The organism is Gulosibacter molinativorax, assembly GCF_003010915.2.
GTDB lineage: Bacteria > Actinomycetota > Actinomycetes > Actinomycetales > Microbacteriaceae > Gulosibacter > Gulosibacter molinativorax.
The window spans coordinates 1,150,058-1,173,695 of record NZ_CP028426.1 but is presented as its reverse complement, the minus strand read 5'-3'; the positions used below and the strand labels follow the sequence as shown (position 1 = coordinate 1,173,695).

The following is a 23,638-nucleotide window of genomic DNA, read 5'->3' as shown; positions in this document are numbered from 1 at the left end:
CTTCGGGGCTCAGCCCCAACGACAAGGGAAGAACATGTCAGAACTTACGATCAATCCGGACGAGATTCGGGATGCTCTTTCGAGCTTCGCGAGCTCGTACCGTCCGCAGGGTGCGTCGGCCACCGAAGTCGGTACGGTAGTTAGCGCCGCCGACGGCATCGCACGTATCGAGGGCCTTCCCTCGACCATGGCCAACGAGCTCATCAAGTTCGAGGACGGCACGCTCGGCCTCGCACAGAACCTCGACGAAGACGAGATCGGTGCAATCGTCCTCGGCCCGTTCGCGGGCATCGTTGAGGGTATGACCGTCACCCGTACGGGCGAGGTCCTCTCGGTTCCGGTCGGCGAGGGCTACCTCGGCCGCGTCGTGAACCCCCTCGGTGAGCCCATCGACGGCCTCGGCGAGATTACCGGCATCGAAGGCCGTCGTGCCCTCGAGCTGCAGGCTCCCGGTGTTATGGACCGTAAGTCGGTCCACGAGCCGATGGAAACCGGCATCAAAGCAATCGACGCGATGATCCCCGTTGGCCGTGGCCAGCGTCAGCTCATCATCGGTGACCGCCAGACCGGTAAAACCTCGATCGCGATCGACACGATCATCAACCAGAAGGCCAACTGGGAGTCGGGTGACGTCTCGAAGCAGGTTCGCTGCATCTACGTCGCTATCGGCCAGAAGGGCTCGACCGTCGCTGCGGTTCGCGGCGCACTGGAAGAGGCGGGCGCACTCGAGTACACCACCATTGTGGCCTCGCCCGCATCCGACCCTGCCGGCTTCAAGTACCTCTCGGCATACACCGGTTCGGCCATCGGCCAGCACTGGATGTATGGCGGCAAGCACGTCCTCATCGTCTTCGACGACCTCTCGAAGCAGGCCGAGGCGTACCGTGCCGTTTCGCTGCTCCTGCGTCGCCCGCCGGGCCGTGAGGCATACCCCGGTGACGTCTTCTACCTCCACTCGCGTCTGCTCGAGCGCTGTGCAAAGCTCTCGGACGGCCTCGGCAGCGGGTCGATGACCGGTCTTCCGATCATCGAGACCAAGGCGAACGACGTTTCGGCATACATCCCCACCAACGTGATCTCGATCACCGACGGCCAGATCTTCCTCCAGTCGGACCTGTTCAACGCCAACCAGCGCCCAGCTGTTGACGTTGGTATCTCGGTCTCGCGTGTTGGTGGTTCGGCACAGCAGAAGCACATCAAGAAGGTCTCCGGTACCCTCAAGCTCGAGCTCGCGCAGTACCGCGACCTCGCAGCGTTCTCGATGTTCGCCTCGGACCTCGACGCCGCGACCAAGCGCCAGCTTGAGCGTGGTGCTCGCCTGACCGAGCTGCTCCGCCAGAAGAACTACAACCCGTTCCCGATCGAGAAGCAGGTTGTTTCGATCTGGGCCGGTACCAACGGCAAGATCGACAACGTTCCCGTCTCCGACGTGCTGCGCTACGAAGCAGAGCTCCACGACTACCTCGCCCGGAACACGACCGTCCTCGACGACCTCCGCACCAGCGGCAAGCTCGAGCCGGAAGTCCTCCAGGCGATGGAATCCAGCATCGACGAGTTCTCGAAGACCTTCCAGCTGTCTGACGGCAAGTCCCTCTACTCGGTCGGTCGCGAAGAGTTTGACTCGACTGCTGAAGAAGACGTCGAGCAGGAGCAGATCGTCCGCGGAAAGCGCCACTAGGCGTTAGCCCGACGAGAGACTAGAGGTACAGGAGAACCATGGGATCACAGCTTCGCGAGTATCGCGCGCGCATCAAGTCCGCGCAGACGATGCAGAAGGTAACGAGCGCCATGGAGCTGATTGCAACCTCGCGCATTTCGAAGGCACGCGCGCGGATGGAGGCGTCAAACCCTTACGCCCGCGCCGTGACCCAGGCAGTTTCGGCAGCAGCGACCCACTCGGCGAGCATCGACCACTCGCTCCTCACGGAGCCGGAGACGGTTCGCCGAGCGGCAGTCGTGATTTTCACCAGTGACCGCGGTCTCAACGGTGCGTTCTCGCAGAACGTGCTGAAAGAGGCCGAGGAACTGACGAATCTGCTGCGCGGACAGGGTAAGGAAGTTGTGTATTACCTCGTCGGCCGCAAGGCTGTTGGGTACTTCACCTTCCGTGACCGCGCATTCGAAAGTGAGTGGACCGGCTCGACTGAGCAGCCGGTCTTCACCACCGCGAAGGAAATCGGCACCACGCTCGTGGACCGCTTCACGACTCCCTACGAAGAGGGCGGCGTCGAAGAGATCCACATCATTTACAACCGCTTCAAGAACATGGTGGTACAGGACGCAACGCTCGTTCGTCTGCTGCCACTCGAAGTGGTCGACGGCGTGGAAGAACCCTCGGATGACGAGATTCTTCCGCTCTACGAGTTCGAACCGGATCCGGAGTCGGTGCTTGACGCACTGCTTCCCGTCTACATCGAGTCACGACTCTTCAACGCCATGCTGCACTCGGCGGCCTCTGAGCAGGCCGCGCGACAGCGTGCAATGAAGGCGGCGTCTGACAACGCCCAAGAGCTGGTTGACGACTACACCCGACTGGCGAACAACGCGCGCCAGTCCGAGATCACGCAGCAGATCACTGAAATCGTGAGCGGCGCGGATGCGCTCGCTTCCTAACCCGCGCTGAACACGAAGAAAAGGAACGCAAATGACGACGAACGCGACGTTCGATCAGCAGGCGGAGGCTAAGCCCGCCGGCGTCGGTCGCATCGCGCGTGTCACGGGCCCGGTGGTAGACATCGAGTTCCCGCACGACGCAATGCCCGGCATTTACAACGCACTTACGACTGACGTCTCGATGGGCGACGAAAGCTTCGAGCTCACGCTCGAGGTTGCGCAGCACCTCGGTGACGACCTCGTCCGTGCCATCGCCATGAAGCCCACCGACGGCCTCGTCCGTGGCCAGGAAGTCCGCGACAGCGGGGCACCGATCTCGGTGCCCGTTGGCGACGTGACCAAGGGCAAGGTCTTTGACGTGACCGGCAAGGTGCTCAACGAGTCGATGCTCACGGAGCCCTACGAGATCACTGAGCGCTGGCCCATCCACCGCGAGCCGCCGGCCTTCGACCAGCTTGAGTCGAAGACCGAGATGTTCGAGACCGGTATCAAGGTCATCGACCTCCTCACCCCGTACGTACAGGGTGGAAAGATTGGTCTGTTCGGTGGTGCCGGTGTCGGTAAGACCGTTCTGATCCAGGAAATGATCACCCGTGTGGCTCAGGACCACGGTGGTGTGTCGGTCTTCGCCGGTGTTGGTGAGCGTACCCGTGAGGGCAACGACCTCATCTTCGAAATGGAGGAGTCGGGCGTTCTGCCGAACACCGCCCTTGTATTCGGCCAGATGGACGAGCCGCCGGGGACGCGTCTGCGCATCGCGCTGACCGGCCTCACCATGGCTGAGTACTTCCGCGACGTGCAGAACCAGGACGTGCTCCTGTTCATCGACAACATCTTCCGCTTCACGCAGGCAGGTTCGGAGGTGTCGACCCTCCTCGGTCGTATGCCTTCGGCCGTGGGTTACCAGCCGAACCTCGCGGATGAGATGGGCATCCTCCAGGAGCGCATCACCTCGACCCGTGGTCACTCGATTACGTCGATGCAGGCGATTTACGTCCCTGCTGACGACTACACCGACCCGGCCCCGGCGACGACCTTCGCGCACCTCGACGCAACCACCGAGCTGTCGCGTGCGATCGCTTCGCGTGGTCTGTACCCGGCAGTGGACCCGCTCGCTTCGACGAGCCGCATCCTCGACCCGCAGTACGTCGGTGAGGACCACTACCGCGTTGCGACGTCGGTGAAGGAAATCCTGCAGAAGAACAAGGAACTCCAGGAGATCATCGCGATCCTTGGTGTTGACGAGCTCTCGGAAGAGGACAAGATCACGGTTGCTCGCGCACGCCGTATCCAGCAGTACCTCTCGCAGAACACCTACACCGCGCTGCAGTTCACCGGTGTTGAGGGTTCGACCGTGCCCGTCAAGGACACCGTCGAGGCATTCGACGCGATCACCAAGGGTGAGTTCGACCACATTCCGGAGCAGTGCTTCTTCAACGTCGGCCCGATCGACGACGTGCTTGAGGCATACGCGAAGCTCCAGAAGGAACTCGGTTAGTGTCGAACGCAGAGAGTCTCGGTGTACCAATGCTCAACGTGAACGTCGTTTCGGCTACGGAACAGGTGTGGGAAGGCAAGGCCAAAGAGGTCATCGCCGCCACGACCGAGGGCTCGATCGGTATCCGCCCCGGCCACACACCGGTTCTCGCGACCCTCGCGGTCGGCGAAGTTCGTGTGATCACCGCTGAAGGCAAGACGATCTCGGCGAAGGCCGAGAACGGCTTCCTCTCGGTCTCGAACGACCTTGTTACCGTCATTGCAGGCGAGGCTGCCGTCACCGAGTGAGCGAGCGACTCCTAATTCTGTTGCCGCCATCCGAAACCAAAACGGATGGCGGCAACAGTTTGTTTCCCACCGCATCCCGCTGGAGCGAGCTGGACCCGATTCGCGAGGAAACGCGGCGTGACCTCGTTGGCCTCTCTCGCGAAGGTGGCGACGCGGCCGCGAAGGCCCTCAGGATCTCGGCAAAGCTCGCCGAGGTCGAGCTCACGCGAAATCAGCAACTGGATGCGGGCCCGCCCCTCAAAGCGGCGGTCGAGCGGTATACCGGCGTCCTCTTCGACGCGCTCGATGCCGCGAGCCTCGCGTCGGAAGAACGTCGCTGGCTCGATGACCACGTCGCGATCCATTCGGCGCTCTACGGCCTCGTGGGAGCTGGCGACGGGATTGCGGCATACCGGCTTTCCCACAATTCCAAACTTTCCGGCGCGACGCTCAAGGCCCGCTGGCGGGAGGCGATCTCGAGTGCCCTGGCCGTGCATCCCGGCCCCATTCTCGACCTGCGATCGAAGGGCTACGTCGACCTTGGCCCGCTTCCCGAGGGCGTGCGCGGCGCGTGGGGCAATGTGGCCGAGCGGCAGCCTGATGGCTCGCTTCGCTCGCTGAACCACTTCAATAAGCAGGCCAAGGGCGTGTTTGTGCGGATGCTCGCACAGCGATTCGCGGGCGGGCCCGAGCCTCTGTTGCTCGAGGACGTCGCCGCGGCCGTCGCGCCGGACTTCGAGGTGTATCGAGGCGACGACGGCGTTGTGAATATCGTTCGTCATCATTCGGCAGGATGATCGACGTTCATTATTCCGTCGCTGATTGGCCCGAGGAACGGGCGACATCGCCATACGCGCGTCCAGTAGACGGCCCACCGACAAGTCATAGCGTTACTCTGTTGCTGAAATACGAGTATTCCCAGGCACTCCGAATAGTTTCATGACCTTCGGTGTGCGCAGTTCCATAAAATCTTGCAAATAGATAGATAGGGAAAGCAATGTACGACTATGGCGATGGAGCAGGGGCCGCATTCGGCCTGAGCGCCGGGATGATTATCGTCAGCATCATCGTTGGTCTGGCAATTTACGCGCTCTACGCGTGGTTCCTCATGAAGATGTTCAACAAGATGAACATCGAAGGTTGGAAAGCATGGGTACCCATCTTCAACAGTTGGGTCTTCCTCGAGGCCGGTGGCTACCCCGGCTGGATCATCCTCGGTCTGCTCTTGACGTGGATTCCGTTCCTCGGCTGGCTCGTCGCGATTGGCGTCTTCGTGATGCAGTGCCTCGCGGCGTACCGAATCGGTATTGGCTTCGGTAAGGGTGGCGGGTTCGTCGCGCTCTACGCGGTTTCTGCCATCGTCGGTATTACGTACCTCATCTGGGTGGCCATCCTCGCGTTCGACAGCTCGAAGTGGCGTGGCCTGCCGAATGGTGCACGTCCCGGCCCCACGGCCGCAGGAGCGGCAGTCGGCGTGACGCCGTACTACACCGAGGGGTACCAGGGCCCGCAGCAGGGTGGTTACCCGGCGACAGGCCAGCCAGGTGGTTACCAGCAGCCCCAGCAGGGTGGGTACCAGCAGCCGCAGCAGGGTGGGTACCAGGCACCAGGCCAGCCGCAGCAGGGCGGATACCAGGCTCCCGGTCAGCAGCAGAGTGGCGGCTATCAGGCACCCGGCCAGCAGCAGGGCGGCTATCAGGCCCCAGGCCAGCAGTCCTCGGACAGCGGTTACCAGTCTTCGGGTCAGTCGGGCTACCAGGCTCCGCAGGCTGGCGGTTACCAGGCTCCGGGTCAGTCTCCGGGTCAGTCTTCGGGCAGCGGTTACCAGTCTTCGGGTCAGTCGGGCTACCAGGCTCCGCAAGCTGGCGGTTACCAGGCCCCGGGGCAGCAATCCTCGGGCAGCGGCTACCAGTCTTCGGGTCAGTCGGGCTACCAGGCCCCGCAGGCTGGCGGCTACCAGGCACCCGGCCAGTCGTCTGGCGGCTATAAGGCCCCCGGTGCTGCGGGCGCGTCGAACGCCGCCGGTCAGTCGGATGCTGCGGGCCAGTCGGACGCTGCACCGGCCGATTCGTCGACCACCGCTGAGGGTGCTCAGTCGGACAACCCGTATGGCTCGTCCAAGCCGGGCGATTCGGAGAACCCGTACGGTAACAAGACTGGTGATTCGAACGGCTAGTTCGAACTTGTCCACAGCGTGAGCCGCTTCGGCGGTTCTGCACAGTTCGCGAGGGCGTGAGAGCAATTAGCTCACACGCCCTCGTACTGTGTGCGGCATGAGCCAGACGAAACGACTTCGCACCGCCATCGACATCCTGAACACCGTCCCCGAAATGGTCGGTTACCTGCCCCAAAACTCACTCGTACTCCTACCGTTCACTCACGGCCACGGCCGCGCCTGCATCCGGATCGACCTGCCCGGACCAGAGAATGCCGCGAGCCCCGAGGAATACGCCTTGTTCGTCCTCCACCAGCTTGCGCAGCTGCCGGATGCCAATGAGGTACTGTTCGTCGTCTTCACCGAACGACCGATCGTTGCGGGACGAGTGCCGTTCGACGCCTATCAACGGGCGATCGGGGATGCGCTGCTGTTCTGTGGGGTCCGACGACGCGGAGCAATTACCGTCGCGGCCAACGGCTGGTCGAGTCTCGATGGATCGGAGACGGGGCCACTCGAGGAACTGAACTACGGGGCGGAAGCGCTGCGTTTTCCCGGCTTCGACGAATTCGTCGCCATCACCCGGGGTACCCGGAATACGAGACGGAGCCTGTTACGGGCGATCGAGGTGATCGGCACAATGGGGCGCGAACTCGAGCTTTCCGGAGTGCTCCTCGCCTGGGAAGATCTGCTGCACGATGTTCGCGCGCGTCGCGAAGGCGGGGAAGCACACGCCGCTCTCTCGGTGGCGTCGAAGACCGCGGCCCAGGCGATCGTCACGGTCGGGTTCCGCGACCTCTTGACTACCGAGTGCATCCTGGCGAGTGCCGTATACGGACGGCAGATCGCCGAGGATCTCGAGCTCGTGTGGATGGCGCTCAACATTGATGAAGACCAGATTATCGACAGCCTCATCACCGATCGCCTCGAGATCGAGCCGATCCAACTTCCTCGCGCAGCCGAGGGGGTAGCGCTCTTGCGGGAGCTGCTCGCCGTGGTGCCTGAGCGAGACGCGGCCGCTGGGTACGCGGCCCTCGGCTGGCTCGAGTGGGCACGCGGGTCGAGCTCGCTCTCGAACCACTACTCACGCGAGGCGCTGCGCCGCGACCCCTCGCATCCAATTGCCCGGCTCGTCGAGATGGCGAGCGGCAGCGGCGTGACCCCCGGCTGGATCCGTGAGGTGGGCGTCACGGGGGGATTTACCGAGGGCGACTTCGACGAGCTGTTGGGAGTCACCGAGTGATGCAGCTTGCCGAGGCACCGGCGGATCAGCAGGAGGCGGCGCTCCGGCTGCCATCGCTGCCAGATGAGCCACCCGCGAATGGCTTCCCGATCCTGATGACCATTGCTCCCGTGGTGGTTGCGATCATCCTCTTCGCCCTGCTTCGGACTCCGTACGTGCTGATGTTCGCGATTCTTGGCCCGGTGCTCGGCACCGCGAATGTGATCGACCAACGGATCGGTCGCCGACGTCGGCGAAAGCGCGCGACCGCCGAGTTCGAGGCTGCAGTCGCGATTGCCGAAGCTGATATCGCGGCGGCACACGCGCGACTGCGAGCGCGGCGCCGCATCGAGCATCCCCTTGCGAGCGACCTCGTGGCAGGCGCGCACCGTGTCGAACCCGGCATCGTCGTCGGGACCACCTCGGTTCGCAGCGGGCTGCGGACCGAGGGTTCCGGGACGGATGCGCGCAGCCGCGAACTGGTCGAGCAGGCCGCGAGGTTGGAAAGCGCGCCCCACGCAATCGAATGCAGCAAGGTTCGCGTGTGCGGGCCCCGCGTGGAAGTTGCCGGCGCCGTGCGCGCGCTCTTGGTGCAGCTGCTGTATGAGCGACGCTCGGCGCGTCTTTCGCTCACGGGCGAGCTGTCGGGCGGCATTGCCGCGGAGCTGCGCGCCGCGGGCGTCGAGATATCGCCACGCGCCCGAGCGGAGGTACAGATCGAGGCGCACCACGCAGAGCCGGGTGCGTGGCCGGAAGCACCCTATGCCGCCGAACTCGCCGACCCGGCCGCGACCGAACCCGCCAGTGGGACCGACGCCGTGGTGCAGATCCTCATTGAGCCGAGCGGGGAGAGCGTCTTGATCGACTCCTCGGGCCGTCGGTTGCGGATGCAGTGTGATTCTCTGTCGGCCGCCGAGCTCGCGAGCTGGCTGCCCGGGGTTGTGGTGGCCCAGCGCGAGCGGTCCCGCGCATCCCGAAGGCTTCCCACGAGCTGCGAGCTCGCCGACTTGGTTCCCGCGGTCGCGGCAGAGTCACCCACGCCAGTCGGCCTTGGCGCGAACTTTCTGCTCGGTGCGGATGGCCCAAGCACCGTCGACCTCGTCCGGCACGGTCCGCACGCGCTGATCGGCGGGACTACCGGCAGCGGGAAGAGCGAACTATTGATTGCGTGGGCGGCGGCGCTGGCGGCGTCCTACACGAGTGATGAGTGCACGCTCCTGTGCCTCGATTTCAAGGGCGGCGCGACCTTTGACGCGATCTCGAACCTACCGCACTGCGTCGGCGTGGTGACGGATCTCGACGACGACGAGGCGGCTCGCGTAGGCCTGAGCCTGCGTGCTGAGGTGCGCCGGCGCGAACTCGCATTGCGTGATCTTGGCGTGCGTGACATTGCCGATCTTGAACCGGGCGTCGTGCCGCGGCTCGTGGTGATGGTGGACGAGTTTCAGGCGCTCGTCGAGGCGCATCCCGAGCTGCAGGATGTGTTCAGTGACGTCGGTGCGCGGGGCCGCAGCCTCGGCATCCATATGGTCCTCTGTACGCAGCGCCCGACCGGCGCCTTTCGTGAGCAGCTGCTGGCGAACGCGGCGATCCGCCTGTGCCTGCGGGTCGAGCAGCCGAGCGACTCGCACACGCTTCTGGGTGCTCCTGACGCTGCCGAGCTCAATCGCGAGTTGCGCGGCAGGGCGCTCATCAAAATCGGCGGGGATGAGGCCGAAGAGGTACAGGTCGCGGTGGCGCGACCAGCCCTCATCCAGGAACTCGCGACGCGGGAAGAAACTCGCCGCAGCGACGCGAACCTGCCAGCAGTACGCAGGCCCTGGCATCCGCCGCTGCCAACTTCGTTGTCTCCGCACGCGCTCGGGCACGATCGCATCCCCGTCGGCATCGCGTACGCCTTGGCCGATGTTCCCGAACGGCAGCAGCAGCCGGTGATCAGCCTCGATCGCCCCGGGCAGCACCTGTTCGTGAGTGGCATGGCCGAGAGCGGCAAGAGTGGCGTCCTCCGCGCCATCGCGGCGGGCGCGCGAGCCAGCGGAAGCACCGTGATTGACTTGGGTGCCGAGGCCGAAACCGCCTGGGATGCGCTGAAGCGACTGCTGCGGGGCGGGACCGGGGCCTGGACGATCGTGCTCGTCGACGACGTGGACCTACTCGAGCAGCAGTTTGACGACGAGCATCGAGCCGAGTGGCTCGAGGGGCTACAGCGACTGTTGCGGACGGGCGCCAGGCTCGGGATGAGCGTGGTACTGACGGCAAGGCGAGTGTCGGGCTCGATGCAAAAGCTTCGCGGCCTGTGCGGCGACAGCCTGTATCTCGCGGCACCGTCGCGACAGGAATGGATCCTACAGGGCGGGGAACCGGGGGACTGGCAGGAGCGGCTGAACCCGGGCCGTGGACGGCTCGGCCGGTTGCTGGTGCAAGTGGCCGAGGTCGCCGAACCTGCCGCGGAATGCCTGGAGGTGGCCACGGCAGCTACTGGGCCAGCTGCTGTTGCTGGGCCTGCTGCAGTTGCTGGGCCAGCTGCTGTGTCAGCGGCTGCGGCAGCGTCAACGGTTACTGCGGCGTCAGTGTCGATGGCACGGTGGCTCCCGTTCAACGTCCCAGAGACCGGGCTCGTGGTGGTTGGCCGCCGCCTCGGGCCGGTCCGCGCGGCACTCACCGACGACGGACACGAATTCGGCCAGGTCCCGAGCCCGGCCGCGGCGCGCACCGGCGAGCTCGACTTGGCGCTGGGGAAGCGGGTCATTGTCGGCGAGCTGGACCAGTGGAACGCCGCCTACGGCGCGCTTCCGAAGTACGCCGAGCAGCTGGCGGTCCTCGCGGTAGGGCTCACCCCAGGCGAGTGGCGCAGCACCTTTCGCGGGGATGCGCTGTACCCGGCGCTTGACGACAGCCACACTCGCGCGCTGCTCCGGCTGCCAGATGGCTCCGTGCGGCGCGTTCAGTTGCTGGACGGGCGGCCGATCGGGATCGAGCGCCGCCCCGAGTAGCCGCGCTCGATGGGCTAGTCCCGCTCGTCGGGCTAGTCCCGCTCGATGAGCTAGTCCCGTTCGATGACGGTGGGGATGTCCGAACCCAGCATGATTGCGCCAACGGTCTGGCCACCACCGCTGATTGCGAGGCGAAGCTTCGGAAGGACGGCCTCGGCACGCGCGGCATCGATCGATCCCGCCGCGACCAAGAGCTGCAGCCCAGGCAGCATATTGGCCCGGGACGACCCGTCGAGCGACTTGATCGCCACCGAGGTTCCGTCCGGTGCGACGAGCACGAGCACGCCCTCGGCGCCGGTCTTCGCCAGCACCCCGAGTTCTTCGATCACAACGGAGTCTGGGCGGCCGTGGCCCGCGATTGTCCAGGGATGCTTCAGCGTGGCCTGCCAGATCTTCGCCGCGTTCCGAAAAATGCCGAACGGGGACGAGGACTGTGAGGTCGCGAAGCGGGACATCGCGCGTGCCATTCCAGCCAGCGATACCGCGTACACCGGCGCACCGCAGCCATCCACCGCGGTGACGGAAATCTGTTCGCCCGCGAAGCGCGCGAGCGATTCGCGCACGAGCTTCTGCAGCGGGTGGTCGGGGTGGAGGTAGTTCTCGACGGGCCAGCCTGCGGCCGAGCACGCCGCGAGGAATCCGGCGTGCTTCCCGGAGCACTCCATGAACACGCGCGCGCTCGGCTCTCCGGAACGGATGAGCGAGTCGCGCGACGCGCGGTCGGCGGGCCACGTCGCGGGACACTGCAGCGCCGATTCATCGAGACCGGCGCGGCCGAGGATGTCGCGGACCAGCGCGACGTGGAGCGGTGTGCCGACGTGCGACGCACACGCGACGGCAAGGTGCTCGCCGTCGAGCGGCGCACCCGCCTCAAGCGACGCGAGAGCCTGCACAAACTTCAGCGTCGAGCGCGGAAAAATCGGCGCACGCACGTCGCCGAGGGAAAGGAGCAGCTCGCCGTTCGCATCCACCACGGCGGCGGACCCCACGTGACGAGACTCGATAAATCCGCCGCGCGTGACGACGGCGAGCTCCACCGAGTCCTTGCCCAAGAACGTGCCTGCCACCGTACCTCCGTAATAATTGGCCCTCCGCAAGCAAAGGGAATAGCTTAGCCATGCTACGCGGTTCGGCGGGGCCCACGAGCGTGTGAACCACGCCGCGAAGAGGAGAGATCACGATGAACACCACCCCGCGACGGGTGCTCGTACTGGGCGCGACCGGATCAATCGGGAGCCAGACGCTCGACATCATTCGGCGCAACCCCGAGCGCTTCGTCGTCGCGGGGCTCAGCGCGGGAACGGATGCGGCGGGTCTCGAAAGGCTCGCGGGGGAGTTCGGGGTGCCGACCTCCGCCACGGCCCTCGGTGCGGCCGACGCCGAGGCGCTCGTGCGAGACACCGAAGCCGACGTCGTGGTCAACGGCATCACCGGCTCTGCGGGGCTCGGTGCCACGCTCGCAACCCTCGAGGCTGGTACGACGCTCGCCCTGGCAAATAAGGAGTCGCTCATCGTCGGTGCCGCGCTCGTGAAGCAGCTCGCGGCGCCCGGGCAGATCGTTCCGGTCGACTCCGAACACTCGGCGATCCTGCAGTGCCTCGCCTCGGGAAACCGCGCGGAGGTCTCACGACTTGTGCTGACCGCATCCGGCGGCCCGTTCCGAGGGCGAAGCCGAGCAGCGCTCGCGCAAGTGACGCCCGCGGAGGCACTCGCGCACCCCACGTGGGACATGGGCCGGGTCGTGACGACGAACTCCGCCACGCTGGTGAATAAGGGGCTCGAGGTGATCGAGGCGCACGTCCTATTCGACGTGCCGTTCGAGCAGATCGACGTGGTGGTGCATCCCCAGTCGATCATCCACTCGATGGTCGAGTTCGTCGACGGCGCCACGATCGCGCAGGTATCTACGCCCGACATGCGCCTGCCGATTGCGCTCGGGCTCAGCTGGCCGGAACGCGTGCCCGCGGCCGTGCCGCCGATGGATTGGGCGAAGGCGCAACAGTGGAGTTTCGAACCGCTCGACGAGGATGCCTTCCCCGCGCTCGAACTCGCGAAGTCGGTCGGTCGGGCCGGGGGAGCATATCCGGCGGTGTTCAACGCGGCGAACGAGGAGGCGGTCGACGCTTTCCACGAGGGCGCGATCCCGTTCCTCGGCATCGTCGACACGGTCCGCGCGGTGGTGGATGCGTGGCCGGGCGAAGAGCGCGAAGTCACGCGGGAGTCGCTCCTCCAAGCTGAGAACTGGGCACGCTCAGCCGCCCATCAGCGAATCCGGGCGTAGGCTAGTCGCCCGTGACCGGAGTACTGCTGTTTATCGTTGGCATCGTCGCGGCCCTGATCGGGCTGGGACTGTCGATCGCGCTGCACGAACTCGGCCACCTTTCCTTCGCCAAGCTCTTCAACGTTCGTGTGCCGCAGTACATGGTCGGGTTCGGTCCGACCATCTGGTCGAAGAAGACCAAGGAAACCGAGTACGGCATCAAGCTCTTCCCGCTCGGCGGCTATATCTCGATGATCGGGATGTACCCGCCGAAGCCCGGCCACAAGGCCACCGCGCAGGGCACGGGCTTCGTCTCGCAGATGATCGAGGACGGTCGGCAGACGAGCGCCGAGAGCATCCCCGAGGGCGAGGAACACCGGGCGTTCTATCGCCAGGCGGTCTGGAAGCGCCTGCTCATCATGCTCGGTGGGCCGTTTATGAACTTCGTGATCGCGGCGGTGTGTTTCGGGATCGTCGCGATGGGCTTCGGCGTCTACCAGCCCACGACGACGGTCGGCGACGTCTACGAATGCGTCGTGCCCGCAGGCACTGAGACTGTGCCGGATGACTGTCCCGAGCCGGCGCCCGGATACGCGGCGGGGCTCATGCCGGGCGATACCGTCACCGCGATCGACGACAAGCCGATCTCGGGCTGGGACGAGCTGCAGAACACCATCCGCGTCAGCGTCGGCGAGCCGATCAAGCTCACCGTCGAGCGTGACGGCGCCGAGCTCGACCTGACGGTGACCCCGCGACCGAACGAGGTGTACGTCCTCGACGAGACGACCGGTCAAGTGATCGAAGACGAGGCGGGCAACCCGGTCACGCAGACGGTCGGTTTCGTCGGATTCACCGCGACGAGCGAGCGAAAGCAGCAGGACATCGCGTACGTCGGCGAGATGTACGGGCAGAACATTAAGGGCGTCGCCGAGGTCGTCGTGACGCTCCCGCAACGCGTCGTGCAGATGTTCCAGGCCGGATTTCTCGGCGCCGAGCGCGACCCCAACGGCCCCATGAGCGTCGTCGGCGTCGGCCGGATCACGGGCGAGATCGCGGCGCAGGACAGCATCCCCGTGATCGACCGCGTCGCGACGATCGTGCAAATCGTGGGCTCGCTGAACATTGCGCTCGCCGTCTTCAACCTCATCCCGCTGCCGCCCCTCGACGGCGGGCACGTCGCGGCTGCGCTCTACGACGGCCTGCGTCGCTGGTTCGCGAAGATCCGCGGCAAGCCCGACCCGGGACCATTCGACGCGGCCAAGCTCCTGCCCGTCACCATGGTGATGGCGATCGTGTGGCTCATCATCGGCGCACTGTTTATCTTCACGGACATTGTCAATCCCATCCGATTGTTCGGGTAGCGCGGGACGTAGACTGTCCGCGTGACCGCAGTGAACCTCGGAATGCCCAAGATCCCCGAACTGATCACCCCGCGCAAGAAGACGCGGAAGGTCAAGGTGGGCTCGCTCTACGTCGGTGGCGACGCGCCCGTGACGGTGCAGTCGATGACGACAACGCCCACGCACGACATCAATGCGACGCTGCAGCAGATCGCCGAGCTCACTGCCGCGGGCTGCGATATCGTTCGCGTCGCCGTGCCCCGCAAGGAGGATGCGGACGCGCTGAAGATCATCGCGATGAAGAGCCCGATCCCGGTGATCGCCGACATCCACTTCCAGCCCAACTACGTTTTCCAAGCGATCGACGCCGGCTGCGCGGGCGTGCGCGTCAACCCGGGCAATATCCGGAAATTTGACGACCAGGTCGGCGAGATCGCGAAGGCCGCGGGCGACGCGGGCGTGGCGCTGCGCATCGGCGTGAACGCCGGCTCCCTCGAGCCCTCGCTGCTCGAGAAGTACGGTCGGCCCACCGCGGAGGCCCTCGTTGAGTCGGCGGTGTGGGAGGCGAGCCTCTTCGAGGAACACGGCTTCCACGAGTTCGGCATCTCGGTCAAGCACAACGACCCGGTTGTCATGGTGAAGGCCTACCGGATGCTCTCCGAGCGCGGCGACTGGCCGCTCCACCTCGGCGTCACCGAGGCCGGCCCGGCGTTCCAGGGCACGATCAAGTCCGCGGTCGCCTTCGGCTCGCTCCTCGCCGACGGCATCGGCGACACCATCCGAGTTTCGCTGTCGGCTCCGCCCGTCGAGGAGATCAAGGTTGGGCTGCAGATTCTGCAGTCCCTCAACCTGCGCGAGCGCCGCCTCGAGATCGTCTCGTGCCCCTCGTGCGGGCGCGCCCAGGTGGATGTGTACACCCTCGCCGAGTCTGTGCAGGAGGGCCTCAAGCACCTCACCGTGCCCATCCGTGTCGCCGTCATGGGCTGCGTTGTGAACGGACCGGGGGAGGCGCGCGAGGCGGACCTCGGCGTCGCGAGCGGCAACGGCAAGGGCCAGATTTTCGTGAAGGGCGAGGTGATTCGCACGGTGCCCGAATCGGAAATCGTGGAAACGCTCATCGCCGAAGCCGAGCGCATCGCGGCCGACATGCCGCGGGATGAGGTCGGCTCACCCGAGGTGCTGACGTAGCCGATCGCGGGAACTATCCTGGGCCGACCATCCTGGGCCCGCGCAGCTCGGAAGGCTTACGATGGCAGTCATGACTTCACCACGCCAGCGGATTACGCCTGCAGAACTTGCCTCAGCGAAAGAGGTCATCGGCGATATCGTGCAGGCCTTCAGCGGCAAGGTCGTGGGCCAATTGCAACTGCGCGAGACGCTACTCATTGCGCTGCTGACGGGCGGCCACGTGCTGCTCGAGTCGGTGCCGGGGCTCGCGAAGACGACCGCGGCCGAGGCACTCGCCGCTTCGATCGGCGGGTCGTTCCGGCGCATCCAGTGCACCCCCGATCTGTTGCCGAGCGACATCATTGGCACGCAGATCTATGACGCGCAGCGCAATGAGTTCGTCACGAAGCTCGGCCCGGTGCACGCGAACTTCGTGCTGCTCGATGAGGTCAACCGCTCGAGCGCGAAGACGCAATCCGCCATGCTCGAGGCGATGCAGGAGCGCCAGACGACGATCGGCGGCGAGCGCTTCCCGCTGCCCAAGCCGTTCCTCGTCATCGCAACCCAGAACCCTATCGAGCAGGAAGGCACCTACGTCCTCGCCGAGGCGCAGCTCGACCGCTTCATGCTCAAGGATGTCCTCGACTATCCGACGCCCGCCGAGGAGGCCGAGATTCTCCGGCGCATCGACGCTGGGGTATTCGAAGAGGAACAGGAACCGGTCGCCTCGCTCGAGAACATCCTCGACCTCCAGGCACTCACCAAGCGCGTCTACGTCGACCCCGCGATCACCGAGTACATCGTGTCGCTGACCTACGTGACCCGTCACGTCGAGCAGTACCTCGAACCCGAGCTCGCCCGGCTGGTCGAGGTGGGTGCATCGCCGCGCGCCGCGATTAACCTCACCGCGGGCGCGCGGGCGGCGGCGCTCCTGCAGGGTCGCGACCACGTCATCCCCGAGGATGTCCGCCGGCTCGGCCACCGCATCCTGCGCCACCGCACGCTGCTGAGCTACGAGGCCGAGGCAACCGGTGTCACGCCCGAGCGCATCGTCGACGCGGTATTCGCGTCGGTACGGACGCCATAACCGTGACGCAGCCCGTCTCACCCGTGACTGGGTCACTCCTGACCCGAGTGAAGTCGCGTCTCTACCTTCGCTCGCGGCGCAAGGCGACACACCTCCTCGACGGCCACTACGCGTCGATTCACCGTGGCCGCAGCCTCGATTTCGACGACCTGCGCGAGTATGTTCCGGGGGATGCGGTGGCCGACATCGACTGGAAAGCCTCGGCCCGCGCGCAGACCACGCTGATTCGTCGCTGGGCGGATGAACGGCGCCACCGCGTGATGTTCATCGTGGACACGGGCCGCAACATGGCGGCGCACTCGCTCGGCGGCGACCTCAAGCGCGACATCGCCGTCACCGTGACCGGAACGCTCGGGTACCTCGCGGTCCGCCACGGCGACGAGGTCGGCCTCATCGCGGGTGATTCCTCGACGGTGCGCGCCCGGCCCTTCCGCAGCAGCGAGGCCGCGCTCGAGCGGATGCTGCGCGACATTCACGACGACTCCTCGCTCCAGTCGCCGGTCTCGTCCACCGAGGCCCTCCTCGACCGCGCGCGGGCGACGCTGCGGCACCGTTCGCTGGTTGTGGTGGTGACCGACGAGATCGACCTTTCGGAGCGACTCGAGGCGCAGATTGTCGCGCTTTCGGCGCAGCACGAGCTCGTCTGGGTCGAGGTGCTGGATGCCGACCCGACCGCCATGGTGCAGGGACAGGGTCGAGTATTCGACGTCGACGGGGAATGGCAGATGCCGTCCATGCTGCGCGACAACTCGCGCCTGCGCCGCGAGTTCGCCGAGCAGTACGCGACCCGACGCGAGCGCATGCGCGAGCTGCTCGAGCATCGCGGTGTGTCGGTCGCGCGCATCGGTCGCCACGAGGATGCGGTGCCGCAGCTCCTGCGCGCGCTGAAGGCGAGGCAGCATGCTCGCCGCTGATCGCATCCAGCACTTCCTCGCCGCGATCGTGCCGAACCAGGCGAGCCCAACCCCGGAGCCGAACCCAGGTGAGGTCATGCCGCTCGTCGGCTACAGCCCGTTCTGGCTCGTGCTCGGGATCGCCATTCTGGCGCTGATCGCCGCGTTCTACGTGCTCGTGTTGTTGTTCACCGCGGGGCGCACGAAGCCGACGAAAATGAAGGCCAAGACCGAGCCGCCGGTGGACCTCGAGAAGCTCCAGCACGAGGGGTACTCGAAGATCGCGCAGATCGAGACGGCGTCGATGAACGGCACGCTCGACCCCAAGGCCGCGCACGAGCAGCTCAGCGCGGTCGTGCGCGAATACGTCGCGGAGGCGACGGGAATCCCTGCGGACCACATGACCCTCAGCGACTTGCGGCGCACCGAGCTGCGCGGCACCACCCGCGCGGTCGAGCAGTTCTACCCGGCCGTCTTCGGGGCGGAGCCGCAGCAGGATCTTGGCAAGAGCATCCACATGGCGAGGGAGGTGCTCGCGGGATGGCGCTAGCGTACTGGTGGCTGCCGTTCCTCGTCGCGGCGATCGTCGTGGTCCTCGCGGTCGTGGTGTTCGTGTGGGAACCGAAGCGAAAGCGCGGGGGAGTGCCCATCGCGAACTCCGAGCGACTCACGAAACTGCCGGGCTACCTCAAGGCGATCGACCGGGCCAATGCGGCCGCGATCGTGGCGGCGGTCGTCGTGATCGCGCTGATCGGCGTGACGACGATGGCGAGTGCCCGATGGGTCTACACGAAGGTTGAGACGCCCGAGAAATACAATCGCGACATCGTGCTGTGCCTCGACGTCTCGGGGTCGATGGTGGACTTCGACGCGCGGGTCATTGACAGGTATCTCGAGATGCTGCCGGGCTTCGAAGGCGAGCGCATGTCGCTCGTGCTGTGGAACTCATCCGCGGTGCCGGTGTTCCCGCTGACCGACGACTACCGGTTCATCGAGGAGCAGCTGACCCAGGTGCGCGACTCGATGCTCACGGGCGTCAACTCCTCCTACTTCAACTCGGGCACGCTGAACAACGCTGGCGCATCGCTCGTGGGCGACGGGCTCGCCTCGTGCGTCATGCAGTTCGAGGGGGCATCGCCCTCGGAGGGCGGGCAGCCGGTCGACGACGACCGCTCGCGCTCGGTGATCCTCGCGACCGATAATGTGGTCAACGGCTCCCAGACGGTCTCGCTGCCCCAGGCGGCGGAGTTCGCCCGGCAACACTTCGTCAATGTCTACGCGCTCGACGCGAACGACATGGGCGACGCCTACGCCGCCGAGTACCGCAACGTGATCGAGTCGCACGACGGCCAGTACTTCTCGCTCGAAGACGACGGCGCGATCGACACGATCGTCGACGACATCACGAGCGATCAGACCAATAAGATCGAGGGCGCCCCGCAGCTGCTCGTGATCGACCGGCCCGAAACCTGGCTCTGGTGGATGCTCATCCTGGTTCCCGTGTACCTCGTGTTCGCGAGGAGGCTGCGCATATGACCTTCAATCCGATGCTGCCCGCCTGGGCGCTCGTCCTGATCGGCATCGTGCTCCTCGCCTGGGTCGGCTATAGCCTCGCCCTGGCCAGTCGCGCCACACGGATGCGCTGGGTGCTTCGCGGAGTCATGGTGCTCGCGCTCATCGCGGCGCTTTTCCGCCCCGGCATCGGTGCGGTGCCGACCGAGGTGGCCGACGAATCGGTCGACGTGCTGTTTGTCGTCGATAACTCGGCCTCCGCCGCGGCGGAGGACTGGAACGGCACCGAGCCGCGGTTCGAGGGCATGAAGACGGATGTGGTCGCCCTCGCGCAGCAGCATCCGGGTGCGCGCTACTCGATCGTGAGCTTCGGCTCGGCCGCGGTGCAGCGGTTGCCATTCACGACCGACGCGACCGCGTTGCAGCAGTCGCTCGACACGATGTATCCCGAGGAAGTGCGCTTCGCATCCGGCACCTCGATTGGTGCTGCCGCCGAGCTCGTCGCGGATATCCTCGACAGCGCCTCGACCGAATACCCCGACCGCGTGCGCGTCGTCTACTACCTCGGCGACGGCGAACACACGGCCGAGGCCGGCCCGGAATCCTTCGGGGATTCCGCGGGGCTCATTCAGGGCGGCGCCGTGTTCGGCTACGGCACGGCCGACGGCGGCAGGATGCGCGAATACGATCGCTACGGCACTACCGGATCGTACGTGCGGAAAAACGAGGGCGGCGACGCGGTATCGCAGATCGATGAGGAGGCGCTCCAGACGATTGCGGGCGAGCTCAACGTGTCGTATCAGCACCGCACGGCGGCCGACCAGCCGGTTGCGGCCAAAGTTGATCCGGGCCGCGGGCAGAGCCTCGATAGCGAGTCGACGCTGCGCACCACGTTCCCGCTCTATTGGATCTTCGCGCTCGTCGTGCTCGCGGTGCTTCTGACCGAGGTCTGGGCGCTCGGCCGCGCGGCTGCCGAGCTTCGCGACGCGAGGGAGCAACTCGAATGAAACCCGTGACGACCCTGCGCAAATTGCGCCGCCGCATCCTGCTCTGGAGCCTGCCCGTGGTTCTGCTCGCGGGCGCACTCGGGGTGCTGCTTATCGGCCAGCACTTCGTCGCCAAGACGGCGATCGCGCAGCACCAGGACGAGAAGCACGAGGAGGCCCTCAATACCTCGGGCCAGCTCGCGCTGATCAACCTCGTCGAGCGTTGGAAACCGCACTACAACATGGGCACGAGCTATCTCGAGCTGGATGCGCTGGCCGAGGCTGGCGCGCAGTTCACGACCGCGCTCGAGCTCGCGGCCCCGGCCGAGCAGTGTCCAATCCGCGCCAACTTCGCGATCACCCTCGAGCGCGAGGGCGACAAGCTCCTGGCGGAGGGCAGCGCCGAGGGCGCGTATGCCAAGTATGAAGAGGCCATCGCGCTCATCGAGGCGCAGGATCCGGCGTGCGACCAGTCGACGTCGAACCGTTCGCTCGATGACAGTCACGAGCGCATCCTCGAGAAGCTGCAGCAGTTCGAACAGTCGCAGCCGCAGCCCGATCAGCAAGACCCCGAGAGCACCCCGCAGCCCGAGCAGCAGCCGAATCCGGATGCCCTCGACGAACTCGAGAACGGGCTCGACGAGAATAAGGAAAATCGGGATCAGGACGTCCAAGAAAACGACAACTACGGGGGCGGCAGCGGCGGCAGCGTCGACGAACCTTGGTAGGCCCAGCGTCACGGTACGATGGCTGGCGTGATTGATCGCCTAACTACGTTGTTCGTTCGCACGCTGCGGGAAGACCCGGCGGATGCGGAAGTTGCCAGCCACCGACTGCTCGTGCGCGCGGGGTATATCCGCCGCCAAGCTCCGGGAATTTTCGCGTGGCTACCACTCGGCCTGAAGGTCAAGAACAAGGTAGAAGCGATCGTCCGCGAGGAGATGGCGCGCGCCGGGGCGCAGGAAATGATCTTCCCCGCGCTGTTCGCCGCCGAGACGTACGAGGCGACGGGCCGACTGAGCGACTTCGGCGACTCGATGTTCCGCCTCGAGGATCGCAAGGGTTCGCCGATGGTGCTCGCGCCCACGCACGAGGAAGCGTTCACGGGGGTCGTGAAGGACCTCTACTCGTCCTACAAGGACCTCCCGCTGACGATTTACCAGATCCAGGACAAGTTCCGCGACGAGGCGCGCCCTCGCGCGGGCCTGCTGCGCGGCCGCCAGTTCACGATGAAGGATGCCTACTCATTCGACATCGACGACGCCGGTCTCGACGAGAGCTACCAGAAGCAGCGCGACGCATACGAGCGCATCTTCCAGCGCCTCGGCCTCGAGTACGTGATTGTGGATGCGCAGGCCGGCGCGATGGGCGGGTCGAAGTCCGAGGAGTTCCTGCACGCCACCGAAGTCGGCGAGGACACCTTCGTGGAGTCGGCCGGCGGCTACGCGGCGAACGTTGAGGCGTACGTCTCGACACAGGCACCGGCTCGCGACGCATCCGCGGAAGGCCCCGCGACGACGTTCGCCACCCCGGGTGCGAGCACGATCGCCGCGCTAGTCGAGGTCGCGAACCAGGACCTCGCGGGGGAGAAGGCGTGGACCGCAGCCGACACCCTCAAGCACGTCGTCCTGGCGCTCGTCGATCACGAGGGCAACCGCGAGGTCATCGTGGTTGCCGTCGAGGGCGACCGCGAGGCCGACCTAGGCCGAATCGAGGCGGCGTTCTCGCCGCGCGAGGTCGAGATCGCGAACGAAGACGACCTGAAACGCCACCCGCAGCTCGTGCCGGGCTACATCGGTCCGTGGCTGGATGGCCGCCAGGTGCTCGGAGCCGAGGGCGAATGGGGCATTCCGTACTACCTCGACGCGCGCATCGGCGAGGGCTCGAACTGGATCGCTGGGGCGAACGCCGCGGATACCCACGTCCACAGCCTCGTACTGGGTCGCGACTTCGTCCCCGATGGCCGCATCGAAGCAGCGGATGTGCGCGATGGCGACCCTGCCCCCGACGGTTCGGGCCCGGTGACCACCAAGCGCGGGACCGAGATCGGTCACGTGTTCCAGCTCGGCCGCAAGTATGCCGAGGCCATGGACCTGCGGGTGCTCGATCGCAATGGCAAACTCGTCGTCGTCACCATGGGCTCCTACGGCATTGGCGTCACGCGCGATCTCGCGCTCGTCGCCGAGCAGAACCACGACGACTGTGGGCTCATCTGGCCTGAGGCCGTCGCGCCCTACGACGTGCACGTCGTCGCGACCGGAAAGGGCGGGGTGCCATTCCAGGTGGCCGAGCAACTCGCCACGGAGGTTGAAGCAGCCGGGCTGGAAGTGCTGCTGGATGACCGTCCCAAGGAATCGCCGGGCGTCAAGTTCGGCGACGCCGAGCTCATCGGCGTGCCGTGGATTCTCATCGCGGGTCGCGGCGCCGCCGATGGAATCGTCGAGCTGTGGAACCGTCGCACCAACGAGCGCACCCAGGTTGAGATTGCCGAGGCGGTTCCCACGCTGCTCGCAGCTCGTGAGGTATCCTTAGAGGCTGCTGCGCAGAAGGTCCGCTGAGTTTTCCTCACGGACCCGCGCAAGCGACACTTGAATACCCGAAAGCTGAATACCGATAGCTGAATAAAGGAGCGCCAATGAAGATTGACCTGGCAGTACTACGAATGCTCGAACGCGAGCGAGAGATCCCGTTCGAAGAACTCGCCTCGATCCTCGAACAGGCCATCCTGACGGCATATCAGAAGCACACCACCCAGGAAGCCGGTCAGACTCCGCCGCCCGAGGGTTCGCGCGTGCACCTCGACCGAAAGACCGGTGAGGTGAACATCCTCGTGCCCGAGCTTGACGAAGACGGCGAACAGATCGGCGAGGCGATCGAGGAGCCCGAGGACTTCGGGCGAATCGCGGCCGCCGCTGCGAAGCAGGTCATCAACATCCGACTCCGCGAGCACGGCGACGACAAGGTCCTCGGCGAGTTCCGTGGTCGCGAAGGCGACATCCTGGCGGGCGTGGTTCAGCAGGGTCCCAACCCGCGCATGATCCACGTCGACCTCGGCTCGGTCGAGGGGATCCTGCCGCCCGAGGAACAGGTCCCGGGTGAGGACTACTCGCACGGCACGCGCCTGCGCGTGTTCGTGACCAAGGTGGAACGCGGGCTGCGCGGGCCGCAGATCACCGTGTCGCGGACCCACCCGGGGCTTGTGCGCAAGCTGTTCGCTCACGAGGTTCCCGAGATCGCGGATGGCGTAGTCGAGATCGTCTCGCTCGCGCGCGAGGCCGGGCATCGCTCGAAGGTCGCGGTGCGCGCCAACGTCGAGGGCATCAACGCCAAGGGTGCATGCATCGGTGAACTCGGCGCGCGTGTGCGCGCCGTGACGAATGAGCTCTCCGGCGAAAAGATCGACGTCGTCGATTACTCGCCCGACCTCGCTACGTTCGTGGCGAACGCGCTCAGCCCTGCGAAGGTGTCGAGTGCGTTCGTGCTCGACGAGAAGTCGAAGGCCGTGCGGGCGCTCGTGCCCGATTTCCAGCTGTCGCTGGCGATCGGCAAAGAGGGGCAGAACGCGCGACTCGCCGCGAAGCTCACCGGCGCGCGCATTGATATTCAGCCGGATAGCATTCTCGAGGACTCCGAATAGCAATCGGAG

At 65.8% G+C, this 23,638-nt stretch carries 20 protein-coding genes; 19 read left to right on the top strand and 1 reads right to left on the bottom strand.

Annotated elements, in window-relative coordinates:
- Positions 1-34 precede the first annotated feature (34 nt).
- The 8 genes from atpA to GMOLON4_RS05540 all read left to right on the top strand — a co-directional run bounded on the left by atpA (position 35) and on the right by GMOLON4_RS05540 (position 10,747).
- Entirely contained in the window at positions 35-1,678 is a 1,644-nt protein-coding gene (gene atpA, locus GMOLON4_RS05575) for a F0F1 ATP synthase subunit alpha (RefSeq protein WP_026935600.1), read from the top strand.
- A 38-nt stretch (positions 1,679-1,716) separates the two neighbouring features.
- On the top strand, positions 1,717-2,613 hold the full coding sequence (locus tag GMOLON4_RS05570; RefSeq protein ID WP_026935601.1) for a F0F1 ATP synthase subunit gamma: 897 nt from the start codon (positions 1,717-1,719) through the stop codon (positions 2,611-2,613).
- 31 nt (positions 2,614-2,644) lie between these two features.
- On the top strand, positions 2,645-4,111 hold the full coding sequence (gene atpD / locus GMOLON4_RS05565) for a F0F1 ATP synthase subunit beta (protein WP_026935602.1): 1,467 nt from the start codon (positions 2,645-2,647) through the stop codon (positions 4,109-4,111).
- On the top strand, positions 4,111-4,398 hold the full coding sequence (locus tag GMOLON4_RS05560) for a F0F1 ATP synthase subunit epsilon (protein WP_026935603.1): 288 nt from the start codon (positions 4,111-4,113) through the stop codon (positions 4,396-4,398). Before atpD ends, GMOLON4_RS05560 begins: the two co-directional genes overlap by 1 nt.
- Positions 4,395-5,174, top strand: a complete 780-nt coding sequence (locus GMOLON4_RS05555; protein WP_026935604.1) for a YaaA family protein — start codon at positions 4,395-4,397, stop codon at positions 5,172-5,174. Before GMOLON4_RS05560 ends, GMOLON4_RS05555 begins: the two co-directional genes overlap by 4 nt.
- 200 nt (positions 5,175-5,374) lie before the next feature.
- Complete coding sequence (locus tag GMOLON4_RS05550; protein WP_106486572.1) at positions 5,375-6,553, top strand: DUF5684 domain-containing protein; 1,179 nt, start codon at positions 5,375-5,377, stop codon at positions 6,551-6,553.
- A 97-nt stretch (positions 6,554-6,650) separates the two neighbouring features.
- Positions 6,651-7,775, top strand: coding sequence for a DUF4192 family protein (locus GMOLON4_RS05545; RefSeq protein ID WP_026935606.1), 1,125 nt, complete (start codon positions 6,651-6,653; stop codon positions 7,773-7,775).
- On the top strand, positions 7,775-10,747 hold the full coding sequence (locus tag GMOLON4_RS05540) for an FtsK/SpoIIIE domain-containing protein (protein ID WP_026935607.1): 2,973 nt from the start codon (positions 7,775-7,777) through the stop codon (positions 10,745-10,747). The genes GMOLON4_RS05545 and GMOLON4_RS05540 overlap by 1 nt, the downstream gene beginning before the upstream one ends.
- A 50-nt stretch (positions 10,748-10,797) precedes the next feature.
- Here GMOLON4_RS05540 and GMOLON4_RS05535 read toward each other — a convergent pair whose 3' ends face one another.
- Positions 10,798-11,814 (bottom strand): asparaginase, encoded by a 1,017-nt coding sequence (locus GMOLON4_RS05535; RefSeq protein ID WP_026935608.1) that lies wholly within the window; start codon positions 11,812-11,814, stop codon positions 10,798-10,800.
- A 113-nt stretch (positions 11,815-11,927) separates the two neighbouring features.
- Between GMOLON4_RS05535 and dxr the strand changes: the two genes are divergently transcribed.
- The 11 genes from dxr to nusA all read left to right on the top strand — a co-directional run bounded on the left by dxr (position 11,928) and on the right by nusA (position 23,629).
- Positions 11,928-13,028, top strand: a complete 1,101-nt coding sequence (gene dxr / locus GMOLON4_RS05530) for a 1-deoxy-D-xylulose-5-phosphate reductoisomerase (RefSeq protein WP_035731271.1) — start codon at positions 11,928-11,930, stop codon at positions 13,026-13,028.
- Positions 13,029-13,039: 11 nt separating this feature from the next.
- Positions 13,040-14,368: a M50 family metallopeptidase gene (locus GMOLON4_RS05525; RefSeq protein WP_026935610.1), complete on the top strand. Its 1,329-nt coding sequence runs from the start codon at positions 13,040-13,042 to the stop codon at positions 14,366-14,368.
- Between the two features lie 21 nt (positions 14,369-14,389).
- Positions 14,390-15,535 carry a flavodoxin-dependent (E)-4-hydroxy-3-methylbut-2-enyl-diphosphate synthase gene (ispG, locus tag GMOLON4_RS05520; RefSeq protein ID WP_181244087.1) on the top strand — a complete coding sequence of 382 codons (1,146 nt, stop codon included), beginning with the start codon at positions 14,390-14,392 and terminating at the stop codon, positions 15,533-15,535.
- Positions 15,536-15,605: 70 nt separating this feature from the next.
- Positions 15,606-16,601 (top strand): AAA family ATPase, encoded by a 996-nt coding sequence (locus GMOLON4_RS05515; RefSeq protein WP_026935612.1) that lies wholly within the window; start codon positions 15,606-15,608, stop codon positions 16,599-16,601.
- 2 nt (positions 16,602-16,603) lie between these two features.
- Complete coding sequence (locus GMOLON4_RS05510; protein WP_051265812.1) at positions 16,604-17,515, top strand: DUF58 domain-containing protein; 912 nt, start codon at positions 16,604-16,606, stop codon at positions 17,513-17,515.
- Entirely contained in the window at positions 17,502-18,044 is a 543-nt protein-coding gene (locus GMOLON4_RS05505; RefSeq protein WP_026935614.1) for a hypothetical protein, read from the top strand. Before GMOLON4_RS05510 ends, GMOLON4_RS05505 begins: the two co-directional genes overlap by 14 nt.
- Entirely contained in the window at positions 18,035-19,030 is a 996-nt protein-coding gene (locus GMOLON4_RS05500; RefSeq protein WP_051265815.1) for a VWA domain-containing protein, read from the top strand. The genes GMOLON4_RS05505 and GMOLON4_RS05500 overlap by 10 nt, the downstream gene beginning before the upstream one ends.
- A complete protein-coding gene (locus GMOLON4_RS05495) occupies positions 19,027-20,013 on the top strand; it encodes a vWA domain-containing protein (RefSeq protein ID WP_051265818.1) in 987 nt (328 codons plus the stop codon). The genes GMOLON4_RS05500 and GMOLON4_RS05495 overlap by 4 nt, the downstream gene beginning before the upstream one ends.
- Positions 20,010-20,720, top strand: a complete 711-nt coding sequence (locus GMOLON4_RS05490) for a hypothetical protein (RefSeq protein ID WP_026935615.1) — start codon at positions 20,010-20,012, stop codon at positions 20,718-20,720. The genes GMOLON4_RS05495 and GMOLON4_RS05490 overlap by 4 nt, the downstream gene beginning before the upstream one ends.
- 18 nt (positions 20,721-20,738) lie before the next feature.
- The gene (locus tag GMOLON4_RS05485; protein ID WP_026935616.1) at positions 20,739-22,550 is read left to right on the top strand and encodes a proline--tRNA ligase; all 1,812 of its coding nucleotides are present in this window, start codon (positions 20,739-20,741) and stop codon (positions 22,548-22,550) included.
- 77 nt (positions 22,551-22,627) lie between these two features.
- Entirely contained in the window at positions 22,628-23,629 is a 1,002-nt protein-coding gene (gene nusA / locus GMOLON4_RS05480; RefSeq protein ID WP_026935617.1) for a transcription termination factor NusA, read from the top strand.
- The last annotated feature ends 9 nt before the right edge of the window (positions 23,630-23,638 follow it).

Coding starts and splice junctions, on each gene's coding strand:
- GMOLON4_RS05540 (WP_026935607.1), top strand. CDS start 7,775: ATGCAGCTTGCCGAGGCACCGGCGGATCAGCAGGAGGCGGCGCTCCGG.
- GMOLON4_RS05505 (WP_026935614.1), top strand. CDS start 17,502: ATGCTCGCCGCTGATCGCATCCAGCACTTCCTCGCCGCGATCGTGCCG.
- GMOLON4_RS05550 (WP_106486572.1), top strand. CDS start 5,375: ATGTACGACTATGGCGATGGAGCAGGGGCCGCATTCGGCCTGAGCGCC.
- GMOLON4_RS05490 (WP_026935615.1), top strand. CDS start 20,010: ATGAAACCCGTGACGACCCTGCGCAAATTGCGCCGCCGCATCCTGCTC.
- nusA (WP_026935617.1), top strand. CDS start 22,628: ATGAAGATTGACCTGGCAGTACTACGAATGCTCGAACGCGAGCGAGAG.
- dxr (WP_035731271.1), top strand. CDS start 11,928: ATGAACACCACCCCGCGACGGGTGCTCGTACTGGGCGCGACCGGATCA.
- GMOLON4_RS05485 (WP_026935616.1), top strand. CDS start 20,739: ATGGCTGGCGTGATTGATCGCCTAACTACGTTGTTCGTTCGCACGCTG.
- GMOLON4_RS05515 (WP_026935612.1), top strand. CDS start 15,606: ATGACTTCACCACGCCAGCGGATTACGCCTGCAGAACTTGCCTCAGCG.
- GMOLON4_RS05495 (WP_051265818.1), top strand. CDS start 19,027: ATGACCTTCAATCCGATGCTGCCCGCCTGGGCGCTCGTCCTGATCGGC.
- atpA (WP_026935600.1), top strand. CDS start 35: ATGTCAGAACTTACGATCAATCCGGACGAGATTCGGGATGCTCTTTCG.
- GMOLON4_RS05500 (WP_051265815.1), top strand. CDS start 18,035: ATGGCGCTAGCGTACTGGTGGCTGCCGTTCCTCGTCGCGGCGATCGTC.
- GMOLON4_RS05545 (WP_026935606.1), top strand. CDS start 6,651: ATGAGCCAGACGAAACGACTTCGCACCGCCATCGACATCCTGAACACC.
- atpD (WP_026935602.1), top strand. CDS start 2,645: ATGACGACGAACGCGACGTTCGATCAGCAGGCGGAGGCTAAGCCCGCC.
- GMOLON4_RS05570 (WP_026935601.1), top strand. CDS start 1,717: ATGGGATCACAGCTTCGCGAGTATCGCGCGCGCATCAAGTCCGCGCAG.